The 17,153-nt window shown below is 39.7% G+C and carries 20 protein-coding genes and 1 other annotated feature (1 of these 21 only partly in view); of the genes, 17 read left to right on the top strand and 3 right to left on the bottom strand.

Annotation, left to right across the window (positions count from 1 at the left end; all coding sequences use genetic code 11):
* Nucleotides 1-44 (top strand) — a sequence feature (ribosomal protein L21 leader region); it begins 28 nt to the left of the window's first position.
* Nucleotides 45-58: 14 nt separating this feature from the next.
* The 7 genes from rplU to pheA all read left to right on the top strand — a co-directional run bounded on the left by rplU (nt 59) and on the right by pheA (nt 4,449).
* Nucleotides 59-367 carry a 50S ribosomal protein L21 gene (rplU, locus tag ACFX40_RS10910; protein ID WP_013059337.1) on the top strand — a complete coding sequence of 103 codons (309 nt, stop codon included), beginning with the start codon at nt 59-61 and terminating at the stop codon, nt 365-367.
* A 9-nt stretch (nt 368-376) separates the two neighbouring features.
* Nucleotides 377-709: a ribosomal-processing cysteine protease Prp gene (locus ACFX40_RS10905; RefSeq protein ID WP_013059336.1), complete on the top strand. Its 333-nt coding sequence runs from the start codon at nt 377-379 to the stop codon at nt 707-709.
* Nucleotides 710-725: 16 nt separating this feature from the next.
* Nucleotides 726-1,019 (top strand): 50S ribosomal protein L27, encoded by a 294-nt coding sequence (rpmA, locus tag ACFX40_RS10900; protein ID WP_013059335.1) that lies wholly within the window; start codon nt 726-728, stop codon nt 1,017-1,019.
* Between the two features lie 171 nt (nt 1,020-1,190).
* Complete coding sequence (locus ACFX40_RS10895; protein ID WP_013085118.1) at nt 1,191-1,727, top strand: Spo0B C-terminal domain-containing protein; 537 nt, start codon at nt 1,191-1,193, stop codon at nt 1,725-1,727.
* A gap of 51 nt (nt 1,728-1,778) precedes the next feature.
* Nucleotides 1,779-3,065, top strand: coding sequence for a GTPase ObgE (obgE, locus tag ACFX40_RS10890; RefSeq protein WP_013085117.1), 1,287 nt, complete (start codon nt 1,779-1,781; stop codon nt 3,063-3,065).
* Nucleotides 3,066-3,098: 33 nt separating this feature from the next.
* Nucleotides 3,099-3,548, top strand: a complete 450-nt coding sequence (locus tag ACFX40_RS10885) for an ACT domain-containing protein (RefSeq protein ID WP_013059332.1) — start codon at nt 3,099-3,101, stop codon at nt 3,546-3,548.
* Nucleotides 3,549-3,576: 28 nt separating this feature from the next.
* Complete coding sequence (gene pheA, locus ACFX40_RS10880; protein ID WP_028410569.1) at nt 3,577-4,449, top strand: prephenate dehydratase; 873 nt, start codon at nt 3,577-3,579, stop codon at nt 4,447-4,449.
* Nucleotides 4,450-4,479: 30 nt separating this feature from the next.
* On the opposite strand, the gene ACFX40_RS10875 is transcribed toward pheA, so the two are convergent.
* Nucleotides 4,480-5,025: a transcription repressor NadR gene (locus ACFX40_RS10875; protein ID WP_028410570.1), complete on the bottom strand. Its 546-nt coding sequence runs from the start codon at nt 5,023-5,025 to the stop codon at nt 4,480-4,482.
* Nucleotides 5,026-5,040: 15 nt separating this feature from the next.
* Nucleotides 5,041-6,177, bottom strand: coding sequence for an IscS subfamily cysteine desulfurase (locus ACFX40_RS10870; RefSeq protein ID WP_221840673.1), 1,137 nt, complete (start codon nt 6,175-6,177; stop codon nt 5,041-5,043).
* A gap of 89 nt (nt 6,178-6,266) precedes the next feature.
* On the opposite strand from ACFX40_RS10870, the gene nadB reads away from it, so the two are divergent.
* From nadB to ACFX40_RS10840, 6 genes are all read left to right on the top strand, one after another.
* Complete coding sequence (nadB, locus tag ACFX40_RS10865) at nt 6,267-7,811, top strand: L-aspartate oxidase (protein WP_377254912.1); 1,545 nt, start codon at nt 6,267-6,269, stop codon at nt 7,809-7,811.
* 36 nt (nt 7,812-7,847) lie between these two features.
* On the top strand, nt 7,848-8,741 hold the full coding sequence (gene nadC, locus ACFX40_RS10860) for a carboxylating nicotinate-nucleotide diphosphorylase (RefSeq protein WP_098333386.1): 894 nt from the start codon (nt 7,848-7,850) through the stop codon (nt 8,739-8,741).
* Nucleotides 8,698-9,798: a quinolinate synthase NadA gene (gene nadA, locus ACFX40_RS10855; RefSeq protein WP_028410574.1), complete on the top strand. Its 1,101-nt coding sequence runs from the start codon at nt 8,698-8,700 to the stop codon at nt 9,796-9,798. Before nadC ends, nadA begins: the two co-directional genes overlap by 44 nt.
* Before the next feature lie 214 nt (nt 9,799-10,012).
* Entirely contained in the window at nt 10,013-11,293 is a 1,281-nt protein-coding gene (gene safA / locus ACFX40_RS10850; RefSeq protein WP_050688557.1) for a SafA/ExsA family spore coat assembly protein, read from the top strand.
* On the top strand, nt 11,283-12,248 hold the full coding sequence (locus ACFX40_RS10845; RefSeq protein ID WP_225049510.1) for a phosphotransferase: 966 nt from the start codon (nt 11,283-11,285) through the stop codon (nt 12,246-12,248). Before safA ends, ACFX40_RS10845 begins: the two co-directional genes overlap by 11 nt.
* A 94-nt stretch (nt 12,249-12,342) precedes the next feature.
* Nucleotides 12,343-13,002: a YhcN/YlaJ family sporulation lipoprotein gene (locus ACFX40_RS10840; RefSeq protein WP_028410577.1), complete on the top strand. Its 660-nt coding sequence runs from the start codon at nt 12,343-12,345 to the stop codon at nt 13,000-13,002.
* A gap of 103 nt (nt 13,003-13,105) precedes the next feature.
* Here the strand turns inward: ACFX40_RS10840 and ACFX40_RS10835 are convergent, their stop codons facing one another.
* Nucleotides 13,106-14,185 carry a YsnF/AvaK domain-containing protein gene (locus ACFX40_RS10835; RefSeq protein WP_013085108.1) on the bottom strand — a complete coding sequence of 360 codons (1,080 nt, stop codon included), beginning with the start codon at nt 14,183-14,185 and terminating at the stop codon, nt 13,106-13,108.
* A gap of 291 nt (nt 14,186-14,476) precedes the next feature.
* Between ACFX40_RS10835 and ACFX40_RS10830 the strand changes: the two genes are divergently transcribed.
* From ACFX40_RS10830 to ACFX40_RS10815, 4 genes are all read left to right on the top strand, one after another.
* On the top strand, nt 14,477-15,013 hold the full coding sequence (locus ACFX40_RS10830) for a BofC C-terminal domain-containing protein (protein ID WP_028410578.1): 537 nt from the start codon (nt 14,477-14,479) through the stop codon (nt 15,011-15,013).
* Between the two features lie 297 nt (nt 15,014-15,310).
* Nucleotides 15,311-15,922, top strand: a complete 612-nt coding sequence (gene ruvA / locus ACFX40_RS10825) for a Holliday junction branch migration protein RuvA (protein ID WP_013059321.1) — start codon at nt 15,311-15,313, stop codon at nt 15,920-15,922.
* 16 nt (nt 15,923-15,938) lie between these two features.
* Complete coding sequence (gene ruvB, locus ACFX40_RS10820; protein ID WP_013059320.1) at nt 15,939-16,940, top strand: Holliday junction branch migration DNA helicase RuvB; 1,002 nt, start codon at nt 15,939-15,941, stop codon at nt 16,938-16,940.
* Nucleotides 16,937-17,137: a DUF2905 domain-containing protein gene (locus tag ACFX40_RS10815; protein WP_013059319.1), complete on the top strand. Its 201-nt coding sequence runs from the start codon at nt 16,937-16,939 to the stop codon at nt 17,135-17,137. The genes ruvB and ACFX40_RS10815 overlap by 4 nt, the downstream gene beginning before the upstream one ends.
* The last annotated feature ends 16 nt before the right edge of the window (nt 17,138-17,153 follow it).

Below are 17,153 nucleotides of genomic sequence, written 5' to 3'. Positions count from 1 at the left end.
TTAAGTTCACTTGAACACCTGTGATGGCGAGTCTTAGTTTTTAGAGGAGGTGCAGAGAATGTACGCAATTATTGAAACTGGTGGTAAACAAATTAAAGTAGAGGCTGGTCAAGCAATCTACGTTGAAAAACTTGCTGGTGAACAAGGCGAAACAGTTACTTTTGACAAAGTATTATTTGTAGGTGGCGACAGCGTGAAAGTTGGTGTTCCTTTCGTAGAAGGTGCAACAGTTACGGCTAAAGTTGAAAAACAAGGTCGCGCTAAAAAGATCACTGTATTTAAATACAAAGCAAAGAAAAACTATCGTCGTAAGCAAGGTCACCGTCAACCTTACACAAAAGTTGTAATCGACGCTATCAACGCGTAATTATAACAAATGATTAAGGTGACGATTTCTCGTGATGCAAATAAGAAAGTTGACGGATTCACGATGAGTGGACATGCTGACTTTTCCGAACACGGAAAAGATCTTGTTTGTGCGGGAGCATCTGCAGTTTCATTTGGAACAATTAATGCTATCTTTTCAATAAGTGGGGTTGAACCGCACTTAGAGCAAGGTGGAGATGGTGGGTATCTCCGTTGTGAGATTCCAAAAGATGTGGATTCGTTCACATTGGAACAGATTCAATTGCTATTAGAAGGTATGGTTGTTTCACTGAAAACGATCGAATTAGATTACAGTAATTATATAAAAATTAACGACAACTAAACAGGAGGTGGATGTCATGTTAGTAAGATTAGACCTTCAATTCTTCGCTTCTAAAAAAGGAGTAGGTAGTACTAAAAACGGTCGTGATTCAATCTCGAAACGTCTTGGTGCTAAACGTGCTGATGGCCAATTCGTATCTGGTGGTTCAATTTTATACCGTCAACGCGGTACTAAAATTTACCCAGGTGCAAACGTAGGTCGTGGTGGAGATGATACTTTATTCGCTCAAATCGACGGTATCGTTAAATTTGAACGTTTCGGTCGTGACCGTAAAAAAGTATCTGTATACCCTGTTGCTCAAGAAGCATAAGATACAAAAAGAAAACTCTAACCCAAGTAGGTTAGAGTTTTCTTTTTGTAGAATATTTCACCTATTACCCATTGGAATTTGTTATAATCGAACATATCTAAGAAGATTGATACGAGATGTTTGTCAGCGTTGTGAAATACTTATGCTCGAGTCAAAGTTAGGAGTGCTAAGATGGAAAAAGAATGGGATGTCGTAGAGGTATTAAGATATGCGCGGCATGATTGGTTAAATAAGCTGCAATTAATCAAAGGCAATCTAGCGTTGAATCGGCTTGATCGAGCGAATGAAATCATTGAAGAAATTGTAAATGAATCCAAACATGAATCCAAGTTAACAAACATCAATATGCGACTGTTTGCGGGCTTTGTTATGACCTATCATTGGAATAACCATGCTGTTCGCTTAGATGTGGAAGTGCTCGGAGAATTGAAGGATTTATCACAATACGATGAGTTCGTATACAACTGGTGTTGCTATTTGACAGAAGCACTCGAAAAATATGTTGATTATCATGCAGAAAACTATTTGAGTATTTCAGTATGCATTGAAGAACAGGGAATTCGTTTCTTTTTTGACTTTAGTGGAATACTAACAGATATACAGAAGCTACAAAACAAGCTACAATGTTATGAGTGCGCTCAAGGAGTTGCATTGGTTGAACAGCATATGTCTGAAGATGAATTTAGCCTTATGCTCACAATAAGTTAACAGCGCTTTTGCTATTGCAGGAGCTAAGATATAGAACGGAGTGAAAAATAAATGTTTGTAGATCAGGTCAAGGTATATGTAAAAGGTGGCGACGGAGGAAATGGAATGGTTGCCTTTCGTCGCGAAAAGTACGTACCAAAAGGAGGTCCTGCAGGTGGTGACGGTGGTCACGGTGCAGATGTCATCTTTGAAGTAGAAGAAGGATTGCGTACGCTGATGGATTTCCGCTATAAGCGTCACTTTAAAGCAAGCCGCGGTGAACATGGAATGTCAAAAGGACAGCACGGACGTAACGCTGAGCCGATGGTTGTAAAAGTTCCACCAGGTACGGTTGTGTTAGATGAAGATACGAACGAAACGATTGCTGATTTAGTTGAGCACGGCCAGCGCGCAGTGATTGCTAAAGGTGGACGCGGAGGGCGTGGGAATACGCGTTTTGCTACACCTGCAAATCCAGCACCGGAGCTTTCAGAAAATGGAGAGCCAGGTAAAGAGAGAAATGTAATTCTTGAATTAAAAGTATTAGCTGATGTAGGATTAGTTGGTTTTCCAAGTGTTGGAAAGTCAACGTTATTATCCGTAACGTCTGCTGCAAAGCCAAAAATTGCTGAATATCATTTTACAACAATTAATCCGAATTTAGGAGTAGTTGAAACAGAAGACAATCGCAGTTTTGTGATGGCAGATTTACCAGGGCTAATCGAAGGTGCACATGAAGGTGTAGGATTAGGTCATCAGTTTTTACGTCACATTGAACGTACCCGCGTTATTGTCCATGTAATCGATATGTCAGGTTTAGAAGGCCGCGATCCATATGAAGATTACTTAACTATTAATGAAGAGCTGCGTCAATATAATATGCGTTTAACTGAACGTCCGCAAGTAGTGGTAGCAAATAAAATGGATATCCCGCAAGCTGAAGAGAATCTAGCTGCATTCAAAGAAAAAGTAGGAGACGAAGTGAAAGTCTTCCCAATTTCTGCAGCAACGCGTAATGGAATCCGCGAACTGTTATTTACAGTAGCTGATCTTGTAGAGACTACGCCGGAATTCCCAATGCAAGAAGAGGAAGATCTATCTATGCACCGCGTATTGTACAAGCATGAAAAGAAAGAAGTGGAATTTGTTATTACGCGTGATAGCGATGGCTCATACGTATTAAGCGGTGAAAAAATCGAAAAATTATTCAAGATGACCGACTTCTCACGTGAAGAATCCGTTCGTCGATTTGCGCGTCAGCTTCGAGGCATGGGCGTCGATGAAGCCCTTCGTGAACGAGGAGCAAAAGATGGCGACATTGTAAAGCTGTTTGAATATGAATTTGAATTTATTGACTAATTGTTGTTCATAGGATAAGGGGAGGGGCTTTACTTGCATAAGAGCGATAAGCAGTTTTATTTAGTTCGCGAAGATGTATTACCAGAAGCGATGAAAAAAACATTGGATGCGAAGCTGTTAATTGAACGGGGAAAAGCTGAATCGGTAGCAGATGCTGTACAAGCCGTAGACTTGAGTCGCAGTGCTTTTTATAAGTACCGCGACACGGTCTTTCCGTTTCAGACGGTTGTCAAACAGCGAATTATTTCACTATTTTTTCATATTGAAGATCGATCAGGAACTTTATCACATTTATTGAGCACCGTTGCATCATCGGGATGCAATGTGTTAACGATTCACCAAACCATCCCTTTACAAGGGCGTGCCAACGTAACTCTTTCATTAGATACAGCAAGCATGAATGTTGAATTAAATGAAATGCTGCGAAGACTGAAAAGCTTAGAGTTTGTAGATAAAGTGGACGTGCTTGGTTCAGGGGCATAATGGCAAACAGATATAGATAAGGAGAGGCATGATTGTGGGGAAAGTAGGATATTTAGGACCAAAGGCAACATTTACACATGTAGCCGTCCAAGGCGTATTTAAACAGCACGACCATATTCCATACAAAACAATTCCAGCGTGCATTGATGCAGTGGATAACGGAGAAATTGAGTATGGAATTGTACCGTTAGAAAATGCACTTGAAGGATCTGTAAATTTAACACTTGATTATCTTATTCATGAACGTCGTCTGCCAATTGTTGGGGAAATTGTGCTTCCGATTCGTCAGCATTTAATGGTTCATCCATCTCGTGCAGAACAGTGGAAAAACATTGAAACGATTTATTCTCATCCTCATGCAATTGCGCAGTGTCATAAATTTTTACACGGAGAATGTACGTCAACTGCAGTAGAAGAGATGACATCAACGGCGTTTGCTGCGAAGTATGTAAGCGAACACCCTGAGCTTAATATTGGAGCTATTGCGAATGGGTTAGCAGCCCATGAATATGGATTACATATTGCCTGCCCGAACATTCATGATTATGATCATAATACAACAAGATTTGTTATTTTGCATAAAGATGGAGCGCAAGAGGTGCCATTTTTAGCTGGAAACGGGTGCAAGACAACGTTAATGATTACACTTCCATCTGATCAGGCAGGAGCGCTTCATCAAGTGCTTTCAGCCTTCTCCTGGCGTAAGCTAAATCTGTCTAAAATTGAATCCCGTCCTATGAAAACAGGGCTTGGAAACTATTTCTTTATCGTTGATATTGAACAAAAAATGGATGAAGTATTAATCCCTGGGGCTATGGCTGAACTTGAGGCACTAGGCTGTAGCGTAGAGCTTTTAGGAAGCTATCCCCATACACTACTTGAAACAGAAATCCCGCTTTAAAGCGGGATTTTTTTTTGTTATAACACCTTTTTATTCATTCGAAACTAAATAGCCTTCTGCTTCAAGAGCTAAGCAGGCAGCATTCAGTTTTTCAATTGTATCTGCTTCAATCGTATGAAGGTGAATCCCATCTGTTAGCTGAGATAAATAAGTTGCGTTTGTTTCTTGAATTTTTTCTATAAACGTTTCTACTTCTTTTCGGGTTTGAATCATAACGGAAGCCGTTAATTCACCATACACAGGGTGTTCAACGGTTACATCTTTTACGAGAACGCCGTGGTCAACAAGCAGGAGAAGCTCCTTTTCAGCATCTTCTGGCGTATGCTGACAGGCAATAATTCGCTGATGCACGGTAGTTTGAGATGGATTTTGAATGTAAATATATCCTTGGCTTGTTGCGATAATGGGCTCATTTTTAGCTTTAAGCAGCGAAATATCTTGTACAATGACTTGGCGGCTAACGTTCGTTCGTTTCGAAAGCTCACTGCCTGTCATTGGTTTATTCTCTGTTTTTAACCATTGTAGAATAAGTTCTCTTCTTTCTTCTCCAAGAATTTTCTTTTGAGTTTCTGGCACCTTTAATCCCTCCTTTTACACTTTCATAAATTCTTGCTGTAATAAATGAAAAACGGATATGAGTCGATCAATATGCTTAAACGTTGAATGTTGACTGAATGAAATACGGACAAAATTCTTAGCATTCGCAGTTGATTTGCCAATCGCAAGTAGAGAAGCTAATGGTTCCTGCTGATTTACCTGACAGGCACTTCCCGTAGAGATAGCAATTCCGTGACGATTACATTGTAACATAACATATTGACCCTGTATGTTTGAAAACGTCAGTCCCATAATTCCAGGAAAATGAGAGTTCCCAAGGCCTTCTACTTCTATAAAAGGAGCAAGAGGCTCTAGGTTTTCTAGTAAGTACGATTTTAAGCGCTCATAATGGCTTTGAACGGTCTTCATTTCTGCATATGCGTATTCAGCTGCTGCAGTAAAGGCAGCAATGCCCGCTGTATTTACAGTCCCAGGGCGAAAGCCTTTTTCATGAGTTGCTTTATGGTAAATAGGCTTCCAAGAAGAACTTGAATTCATGTATACCATTCCTACACCTTTTGGTCCGTAAATTTTATGACTAGAGACTGAGATGCTATCAGCTTTGAGCTTTTTAACATCAATAGGAAGCTTACCAAAAGATTGAACACAATCACAGTGAAAGAGAATTTCTTTTTTAGATAAAAAATGGCCAATATCCTCAACTGGCTGAATTGTACCCAGCTCATGATTGATGTGCTGAATGGCTACTAGCACAGTATCAGGTCGAATCGTCTTCTTTAAGTCGTCTACAGACACAACTCCGTTTTGATCTACAGGTACGTAAGATAGGGAAAATCCTTCTTTTTCAAGCTGCTGCAACGTATGAAGCACCGAAGAATGTTCAAGTTTCGTTGTCACTATATGTTTTCTTTCATCATTTTTTCCTTTTAAAAGAGAACGAATAGCTAAGTAATTAGCTTCTGTTCCCCCGCTTGTAAAAAAAAGATCATCCTCTCGACAATTTACTAACAGGCTTAATTTTTTTCTGCATAGCGTAAGTAAATTTTCTGCTTGTGTTCCAAGTGTGTGAAGACTGCTGGAGTTTCCATAATAGCTTGTTGCCGCTTCAGTATATACTTCAATTGCTTCTTGTCTCATTGGCGTTGTTGCTGCATAGTCCAGATAAATCATTTTCTCCCTCCGATAAAAAAACTTCTTGTCTTTCATTTAATAATATGTAAATATAGGTGTCAAGACACATGTAAATAAAGAGGTGTAAAATGTTAGAGACGGATGTTTTAATTATTGGAAGCGGATTAGCAGCGTTTTCTGTAGCTTATGAACTGTGTCGTCATAACAGAGTTGTAATGGTAACGAAAGGGAAAATTGACCGCAATAACTCAGTTCTTGCTCAAGGCGGAGTAGCAGCTGCTATTGGAAGCAGCGATCACTGGAGTGAACATCTCTATGATACGTTGGTTGCGGGCAATAAGCATTGCAATGAACAAGCGGTACGCACTTTAGTGGAAGAAGGTGCGGCTGTAGTAAATGAATTGATTCATAAAGGAATGAAGTTTGATAAAAATCCAGATGGTACGCTGCATTTTGGAAAAGAAGGAGCCCATCGTACGAATCGTATTCTCCATGCAGGCGGGGATGCAACAGGACAAGCGCTGTTCGCTTTTTTGAAAAAAGAAGTACTGCCATATATTACAGTGATTGAAAACGAAATGATTCAGCATTTAATAACTGTAGATGGAACGTGCAGAGGTGCTATTGGACAAGGGGAAAACAATAAAATTACTATATATCATGCTCGTCAAACGGTTATTGCTACCGGAGGAATCGGCGCTTTGTACAAGCATACATCCAACCAGCCGCTTGCGACGGGAGATGGGCTAGCGCTTGCGTACAGGGCTGGAGCAAAATTAGCGGACTTAGAATTTGTTCAGTTTCATCCGACGCTTTTGTATCAAAATGAAGCGAAAGGTCTAGTATCCGAAGCGGTTCGAGGTGAAGGTGGCGTACTGGTAAATGAATGGAATGAACGCATAATGGAAGGCGTTCATCCCTTTAAGGATTTAGCACCGCGAGATGTTGTAGCAAGGACAATTTTTAATGAAATAAAAAAAGGAAGATCCATATTTTTAGACATTGAAAAAGTGGCTCATTTCCAACAAAAATTTCCTACGATTACGGCACTGTGTCGGAAGTATAAAATTCAACTGGACAAAAAACGAATACCTGTTACTCCAGGCGCACATTTTTTAATGGGTGGAATTGAAGTAGATGGTTACGGACAAACAAGCGTTGAAGGATTGTATGCCGTGGGGGAAGCTTCTTCTACAGGCGTTCATGGAGCAAATCGTCTAGCAAGCAATTCATTGTTAGAGTGTCTTGTATTTGGAAAACGGACAGGGCGTCATATTTTACATAAAGCGAGAACGATATCTCGTTATCCCCCCGTCCGTTACATCTATAAAGACGTGCCTAAAACACTGCCTGCCACAAGACAAATTCAGCATAAAATGATGGATTGTGTAGGAATCATTCGTCATGAAAACGAATTGGCTACTATTGTGCATGAATTCACAAATTATCTGGATGGAATACCTCTTGACCAAGAAGTTATATATTCGAGGAAAGCTGCGACCATCTGCAATATGCTAACTGCAGGTCTGCTTATTGCCGAGTCCTCTCTTGCAAGAAAAGAAAGTAGAGGAGGTCATTACCGAAGTGACTTTCCGCATGAAAACCAAGAATGGGAGCATAAGCGAATTATTAAGCAGTCTGCTGCTTCAACAAAACAATCATTGATTTTATAAGCAAGAAAATCTAAAAAGAAAGGTGAAGGTAGCACAATGAACACGTTGAAATTACAAAAACTATTGCAGTCTTTTTTTATAGAAGACATTGGAGATGGAGATATAACCTGTGAAGCTATTTTTTCTCCGTCTGACCAAGGGGAAGCTGTGTTCACGGCAAAGCAATCAGGTATTATCGCAGGAGTGGAATTGATTAAAGAAGGATTTCATTTAATAGACCCTAACGTGAAAGTGAATTTGGAGAAAAAAGATGGAGATGTTCTTAATCCTGGAGATAAAATAGCTACCGTTTCAGGACCCGTGCAATCTATTTTGACCGGTGAACGGGTAATCTTAAACTTACTTCAAAGAATGAGTGGCATTGCCACGATGACGGACAAAGCCGTAGCGCTGCTTGGCAGCTCACATACGCGTATATGTGACACGCGAAAAACAACGCCTGGTATGAGAATGTTAGAGAAGTATGCCGTTCGTGCTGGAGGAGGTTATAATCATCGTTTTGGATTGTACGATGGCGTCATGTTAAAAGATAACCATATTGCACATGCAGGATCTATTCTAGACGCTGTTGTGAAAGTAAGAGAGCAGGTTGGACATATGGTTAAGGTGGAAGTAGAAATTGAAAACAAAAGTCAGTTGCTAGAAGCAATAGAGGCAGGAGCAGATGTCATTATGTTCGATAACTGTTCTCCAGAAGTCATTAAAGATTGGATACCACTGGTTCCCGCTCATATTGTCACAGAAGCATCCGGTGGAATTACGCTTGGCACGCTCCATTCTTTTAGAGACAGCGGAGTGGACTATATTTCACTTGGAGCTTTAACGCATTCAGCAGGGGCTATCGATATCAGCTTGGACTTATTAACAGAAAGGGGAACAGGAAATCATGAGTTTATTACAAACGCTTCAGCAGCAAACGCTGCCCGCTAAATATATAGAGCTCACAGAAAATGAAATGAAAAGAAGAGTACTAGAAATCAAGAAAAAGCTCGGAAGCAAATTGTTTCTGCTCGGCCATCATTATCAAAAAGATGAAGTGTACGAATTTGCAGATGCGGTAGGAGACTCCTTACAGCTGGCTCAAATAGCAGCTGAAAATAGAGAAGCTGAGCATATTGTGTTTTGCGGCGTTCACTTCATGGCAGAAACAGCTGATATTTTAACAGCTGAAAATCAAAAAGTCATTTTACCCGATATGCGAGCTGGCTGTTCAATGGCTGATATGGCTACTATTCAGCAAACAGAAAAGGCATGGCCTGTCTTACAGGATCTTTTCGGAGATACAATTATTCCGCTTACGTATGTGAATTCTACAGCTGCAATTAAATCTTTTGTAGGCGAACATGATGGGGCAACTGTAACATCTTCAAATGCAAAAAATATGGTGGAGTGGGCATTTTCTAAAAAAGAGCGCATTCTCTTTTTGCCAGATCAGCATTTGGGCAGAAACACAGCTTATGATTTAGGTGTTGAACTAGATGAAATGGCCATTTGGAATCCTATTGAAGAAATGCTTGAATATGAAGGGGATATAAACAATATCAAGGTGATTCTGTGGAAAGGTCACTGTTCTGTGCATGAAAATTTCACGGTTAAAAATATTGATTATTTACGCGAGAAGCAGCCTGAGATGAATATTATTGTTCATCCGGAATGTTCTTATGAAGTGGTGCAAAAATCAGATTATGCAGGTTCTACAAAATATATTATTGATACAATTGAAAAAGCCCCTTCAGGCTCTAAATGGGCCATTGGCACGGAAATGAACTTAGTAAAACGGATTATCAACAGTCATCCGGATAAAGAAATTGTTTCGCTTAATCCCTATATGTGTCCTTGTTTGACGATGAACCGAATTGATTTGCCTCACTTGCTGTGGGCTTTAGAAAGCATCGAAGAAGGAACAGAAGTGAATCAAATCAAGGTGGATAAACATACAGCACAAGGGGCGATCAAAGCGCTAACGAATATGTTAGAACGAGCATAAAGATTTTTAAGACAATTAAAAAGAGAAGGTCTAAAAGAAGACTTATTGACATATTGTTTGTGTTGATAAGTCTTTTTTTCTTTATCATAAAAACTTGAACCAAACTGTGGGCAAAATGAATAAAAAAATGGTTCAAGGCATATCTTGTGATGAACAAACAGAACTTACTTTGATTTTGCACATATAGATGGCAGAGACTCTACTCGGGAGGGGAATGACGTTGAAAATCCATATCGTTCAAAAAGGGGATACCCTTTGGAAAATCGCTGAAAAGTATGGGGTTAATTTTGAAGAGTTAAAAAAAGCGAATTCTCAATTAAGCAATCCAGACATGATCATGCCTGGAATGAAAATTAAAGTGCCGACAAGCGGAGTGCCTGTTCAAAAAGAAGGAGCTCCTTCACCTGGTATAAAAGAAATGCCTAAAGTTCAACACCCTTATAGTGACCAATCCACAAAAGCTTATCCAGTAACGGAAATTGATGAAAGTCCGGATGAGAAAAAGTCAGCTAATCAGCCTGCTCAAACACCGTTTATGCAACCAATAAAAGAAGCACCAATCGCACAGCCAAAGAAAGAAGCACCGATTGCTCAACCGAAAAAGGAAGCGCCGATTGCGCAGCCAAAGAAAGAAGCGCCGGTCGCGCAGCCTAAAAAAGAAGCACCAATTGCGCAGCCTAAAAAAGAAATGCCAGTTGCGCCAAAGCTTCCTAAATTAAAGCCAATTGCACCTGAGATTGATATTAACAATTATTACACCGTTAATATGGCGATGCAGGCTCCAAAAAAAGAAGCACCAAAAGAACTACCTAAGCATGAATCGCCAGAAAGTCCTGAGATGGAGAGTATAGAAATGCCTCCTCAAATGCCATGTTACCCAATCATGCCGATATCGCCTGTAATGCCAGGCTGCGGGTTTAATTACATGCCGTGTCCTCCGCCAATGTATGCACCGCAGCCATATCCAATGCCAATGTATCAACAGGCTCCAATGTATCATCACGGTTATGAAAACGAGTCGTTTGAAGAACATGCGATGGGCGCTCACATGGCACCGATGCCAATGTATCCAATGATGCCACACAGCTGCTATGGACCGGTACAATGTTCTCCTTGTCCGCCTCCATGGGGATATCAGCAGCCCGTTTATCCGGCCTATCATCAAGCACCGATGTATCCACAAGTGCAAGGAGCTATGACGGGTGGCCATTATGAAAGTTCTTCCGATGGTTATGGAAACGCGCCTTACCATTATGGGCAGCACTATGCGCCGCAGCAGCAAGGAGACTGCGGATGCGGTGAACCAAGACCTGAAGACTATGCACCACAGCAGCCTTATCCACAGTACCAACAGCAGGTACCTTATGGCTTTCAGGACCCAAGGGCACCCTATCCAGCCCCATATGGCATGATTGGTGTACCTCCGTATCCTGCGTTTGATCCAAATGCATTTAGTATTCCAGAATACGATGAGTACGACGAAGATGAAGATTGATTATTATACACGAGACGATTTTAATTTAAATCGTCTCTTTCTCTATTTGAAAAAAAGAGATATTCACGTTGAGACCTATCGTATGAAAAAGCCTCATGTTATCATAGCGGATACGAATAAAGGAAAAAAAGTAATAAAAGCATACAGAGACAAAGGTAAAATTGAACATGTTTATCATTTTTTATCTCAGATTCAACAAGGGTATGCTGTTAATTTCGAAGCTTACCCAGAAGGTGAACTTTATATAAAGGACCGTCATTTGTACTGGGCGATGATGCCTTTTGTTAAGCAAGTAAAAGAGGTAACGTATGAAAGTTTTCAGGATCGGGAAGAAGTATTACAAACATTGATTCGCTATCATGGAGAAGTTCATAAAAAGAAACTAGCCGCGTATACAAAGCTTTCTGAGTATGACCTTATTTTAAAATGGAAAAAGCGGCTTTCTTCTTTTCGAGAAACATCACATGTATTTAGGGAATTTAATCAATTTCATGTATATAAAGACATTGCGACTTGGGGAGAAAAAGCTTTAGTCTTAATGGAGCGCTTCAAAGATAGTGGGTTAAACTGTTCCATTATTCACGGTGACGTTGCTTCACATAATTTCTTGAAAACAAACCACTTGGGTATTGTTATGATTGATTTTGACTTATCGGCTAAAGCTCCTGCTCTTTATGACTATGTCCAGCTTGCCCAGCGCTTTTTGCCTTACGTCCAGTGGTCGATGAAAGAACTACTTCAACACTCGAAAATAAAAGAATTAAGCAAGCAGCGTTTTTTTCTTGCTTCTTTGCTATTTCCATCGATGCTGATGAGAAACTGGAATATAAATGCCTCTGCTTTATCATGGGCAAACCGTCAAAGATTAATGCAGCAATCGGTTGAAGAATGGTCCCAGCGTACACGTTTTTATCGAGTGATTTACCAGCACTTACAAAACCTACATGACATGTAAAGAGTTTATAAACACTTCATCGAATAAGAAACGGCTCGTCTTTTAATCCTAATAGTAAGCTCAGAGTAAGTAGAGCTTAAATTAGGGGGCGATTATGTTGAATAGGTATGTAGCAACTTCTTTAGCTTTTGCATGTATGATGGGACTTGGCGCTTGCAATAACAAAGACCAAGGTATGGAACAGCGCTATACAGATACGACACAGCCTGTTGGCTATCATACAAATGAAAAAGCGAATGAACATCGCGTAGATAATCCGAAAGGTCCAATGACTGAAGTTTTAGATGGGAATGGAACACCTAATTATCCGTTAAACGTAAGTGATGGACGTTTTGACAATCCGACAAACCCTTATGGAAACATCAATAATACAAATGATCGTACAAATGGCGTTGCTAATATGTATTATGGTGAAGATTATCCAAAAGACTTTACGGAAAAAGTGGCTGATCGAGCTGCAAGCGTTAAAGGTGTAGAAAATAGCCGCGCCGTTGTCCGTGGAGATCAGCTATTAGTTGCTGTAGATCCGGCCAAAGACATAAATAACGGCCGTTTAAAACAAAACGTGCTCGATAAAGTAAAGCCTATTGCAAAGGACTACAATGTTCAAGTAAAAGTAGATCATGATGTATTTATGAACGCTCGTTCTCTTGATGACGATATTCGAAATGGAAAAGACCGAAATACGATTCAAACTAATTTCAATGGTCTATTTGAATCAGTTGATGAGAATGTCAATCATAAACATCGTTAAATGAAGAAGCAGCTGTCTGTGAAGGACGGCTGTTTTTTTGATGAGAAGACATATAAAAAAGCTGCCATTGAAGCCAGGCAGCTATTCCTCGAACATGTAACTATTAATTTTTCTTGTTAGAAGCAGATTTGTTTGTTGTTTTGGATTCCGCTTCTTCCTTTTGAGCGTTAGTTTCATTTTGTTTGAGGCGACCTTCTCTTTTTTTCGTATCTGCTGGTGCCGTAGCGACACTCTTTGTATTTTTTACATTTTTTGCAGAAGAGCTTGTCTCATTAGCTTGTGTGTTTGGCTTCTCGTTGTTAGTTGTCTGACTATTTTCGTATTCAGCTTCCACGTCGCTTGCTAGAGCTGCAGAAACTTGAGCGTAAGTATGGTCTGTATAGTTCATCATATTTTCGTATACTTCAGGGCTCGCGAGTCCATCAGGTTCTACGCTTGCTTCTTCTTTCTTAATCGTTTCAGTCCATTCTTTTGTTTCTTGAATAAGTTTTTTTCCTATAATTACTTCTTCAACAATAACTGGTCTTTTGGTTATTTCTACTCGTTCTTCCATGATTGGAACACGAATAATTTCATCTTCTGTAAGTGGCCCAGCGTTATAGTCTCCGTCAACTACAGGGCGACGTTCAATATAAAACTCTTCTCTCGTAACAGGAACGTGTACAGTTCTTTCTTCCTCTATTACTTTTTTGTGGAGTTTTACTTCACCGACTTGGACGCGTTCTTTTAAGACATCTAATTTTTCTTCACGTAATTGGACGGCTCTATGCTCGTTGTGTTCCGTATAGGTTCCGTACGCTGGAGTTTGTTCAGAGCTTACGGCATCTATCAAGATTAGAATTTTACCAGCAGCTACATCTGTCTCGCACTGCACGGCTGAGAAGTCTGGTATGCCCATGCGGATTAATTTTGATTTCAAGCCGTTTCCTTGTTTGAGCCCCATGCCGCCTGTCATCATGGTAAAAAAGTTATCCATCATGACGCCAGCTAATGAACTTACGGCAGGTGAACCAGCTTCAATAATTACATTTGTATCGTGACCTATTTGAAATGTATTGCTTTTACTGTTAGAAATAACCATAATATCTGTTTCTCGATAACCTTGACGCTTTAAATTATGGATAACATCTAAAGCTTCTTTCTCTGAAAAAAAAGTTCCGACTACACGTTTATTCATTCTCATTACTTCAGCTCCCTTTTTTATGAAAATAGATAATAGAAGTCCTTACAATTACTTCCACTATGTACATACCCTGCGAAAATTTAATTAAAACGTTTAAGAGAAAATTTTACAAATAGTGTGCAAATGTAACAAATACTCCATGTTTTCTTAACATAATATCGTAAAAGGGATTTGCTTCATAAAATAAGAGGATAAAAGAAAATAAGTAGGTCAAACTATTAGTGTAGATTTTCACAAAACCTTTTTAGATAATACTAAAAAGAGTATGATTAACGTGTGAGGTGAAGGTGAGTGAAGAAAGTCATTCATCAAGCAGCTTTTTTAATGCTAGTAAGTGTTGTGCTTTGTATAATGCCATACCGTGCAGATGCGAATGAAAAGGAGCCGATGACATTATTTCTTGAGCGCGTGTATGTGGATGGAGTCGTAAGTCAAGAGGTGATCAAAAGCCCTTCTATGACGAAAAAACAATTAATGAAAAAATATAAAAATTGGCGACTGCTTAAAGAAACGGATCAAGAGCTAGTTTTTAGAACAAGCATAGACGATATTTCACCTATTTTAAAAGAGAACGGTTATGTAGGGCTTTCTGTTAATGGTATTCTCTCAGCATTTGAAGGCAAACCAGCTTCGTCGCAGCACATTATACAATCGTTTTTTCAAATTGACATCAAAAGGCTTGAGAGCTATCAGCATGAACAATTAAAGAAAGGTATTCGCGTTCAATCAAAAGATGAATATCTTTCCCTCATTAATTTCTATAAAATCTATCAGCTCCAGCAGCGGCCGCTTTCAATCAAGCAGCCGTTTTTTAGTATGGTAAAATAATTATTGAATTCAACATTCTAAATTGCTTCTATTTGCTTTTGGCGATATGTTAAAATGGTATTCAGCAGTCTAGTATTGTATATATTTTAAAAGGTCATTCATCAATAAAAGTGTGCGGTTCTACTTTTTACAGCTATTGTAAAAATAGGTTGTCAAAGATGGAAAGAGGCAAACGTTCTCTTGAACGTCTTTTTAAAAAGCAGCTTTAAAGGAAAATAGAGAACGATGCGGGCAGGATTCTTCGTAGGCAAATTTGAAGGTCACTGCCCGCGCGTACGTGATTAAGGAGAGAGCTTATTGTTTGATTATATCAAAGGCACTGTTACATATATAAATCCTGAGTATGTAGTAATCGAAAACAACGGGATAGGCTATCAAGTCTTTACGCCGAATCCATATGTATTTTCAATTGATGAACAACCAAAGACGGTTTACACCTATCAATATGTAAGAGAAGACGTAATTGCACTTTACGGGTTTGCTTCCCGAGAACAAAAGGATTTATTTATGAAGTTAATTAGCGTTTCAGGAATCGGCCCAAAAGGCGGTTTAGCTATTTTAGCGTCAGGTAATCCAGCGCAGGTTGTCCAAGCTGTGGAAGAGGAAGACGAGAAGTTTTTAGTTAAGTTTCCAGGAGTAGGTAAAAAAACAGCTCGACAGATGATTCTAGATTTAAAAGGAAAGCTGCATGATATTGTACCAGATGCCGTTCCTTCTTTATTTGCAGATTTGGACGCACAAGAAGTCAAATCTCAAAGTTCAGAAGCACTCGATGAAGCGATTGAAGCACTTAAAGTATTAGGTTATGCAGAAAGAGAAATCAAAAAAATTGTTCCGGCTTTAATGAAGGAAACGATGACAACGGATCAGTATATTAAAGAAGCGTTAAAGCGATTATTGAAACAATAAGTAAGGGAGGAGTAAAATGGACGATCGTATTGTAACGGGAGATGTTCTTGGTGAAGAAGAAATCATCGAGCAAAGTTTGCGGCCGCAAACCTTACAGCAGTATATTGGTCAGCATAAAGTAAAATCCCATCTGGACATTTTTATTAAAGCTGCCAAAATGCGAAGCGAAACGTTAGATCACGTGCTTTTATATGGTCCTCCAGGGTTGGGGAAAACAACTCTTGCTACTATTATCGCTAATGAAATGGGCGTGCAAATCCGAACGACCTCAGGACCCGCTATTGAGCGTCCAGGCGATTTAGCCGCAGTTTTAACCAGCTTAGAGCCTGGAGATGTGCTTTTTATTGATGAAATTCATCGATTAAATCGTTCGGTTGAAGAAGTACTGTACCCAGCAATGGAAGATTTCTGTTTAGATATTGTTATTGGAAAAGGACCGAGTGCACGTTCTGTCCGTCTGGATTTGCCTCCGTTTACGCTAGTAGGTGCAACGACAAGAGCAGGGCTTTTATCTTCTCCTTTGCGTGATCGCTTCGGCGTTTTAAGCCGTTTAGAATATTACCAAGAAGAAGATCTTGCTTCGATAGTAGAAAGAACAGCCGCTATTTTAGATGTAGAGATTGATGAGAAAGCTACGTTTGAGATGGCTAGACGTGCTAGGGGAACTCCGCGTATTGCGAATCGCTTGCTTCGAAGAGTCAGAGATTTTGCTCAGGTCAAAGGAGACGGAGCCATAACCGAAAGGCTTGCCAACGAAGCATTAGAAATGTTGCAGGTGGACCGTTTAGGTCTTGATCATATTGACCATAAATTATTAAGAGGGATTATCGAAAAATTTAGGGGCGGCCCTGTAGGGTTAGACACAATATCGGCTACTATTGGTGAAGAGTCTCACACAATTGAAGACGTATACGAGCCGTATCTATTGCAAATCGGCTTTTTGCAGCGAACGCCTCGAGGACGAATTGTGACGCCTTTGGTCTATGATCATTTTCAGCTGGAGGTGCCTGATCAGTGAATGATATGCCTAAGATGCTTATCACATTAGGGGGCATTTTAGTCGTCATTGGGCTGTTATGGCAGTTCGTTGGCAAGCTTCCTGGCGATATTTTTATCAAAAAAGGAAATACAACCTTTTATTTCCCGATTGTGACATGTATTCTAGTAAGCGTTGTGTTATCACTTATTTTTTATGTAATTGGCAAATTTAAATAATTAAGTAGAAACAGGT

Origin of the sequence: Priestia sp. YIM B13552 (genome assembly GCF_042787775.1) — a bacterium.
GTDB classification, from domain to species: domain Bacteria; phylum Bacillota; class Bacilli; order Bacillales; family Bacillaceae_H; genus Priestia; species Priestia megaterium_E.
Note: the sequence above shows the minus strand (reverse complement) of the source record. Positions and strands in the feature narration are given on the sequence as shown.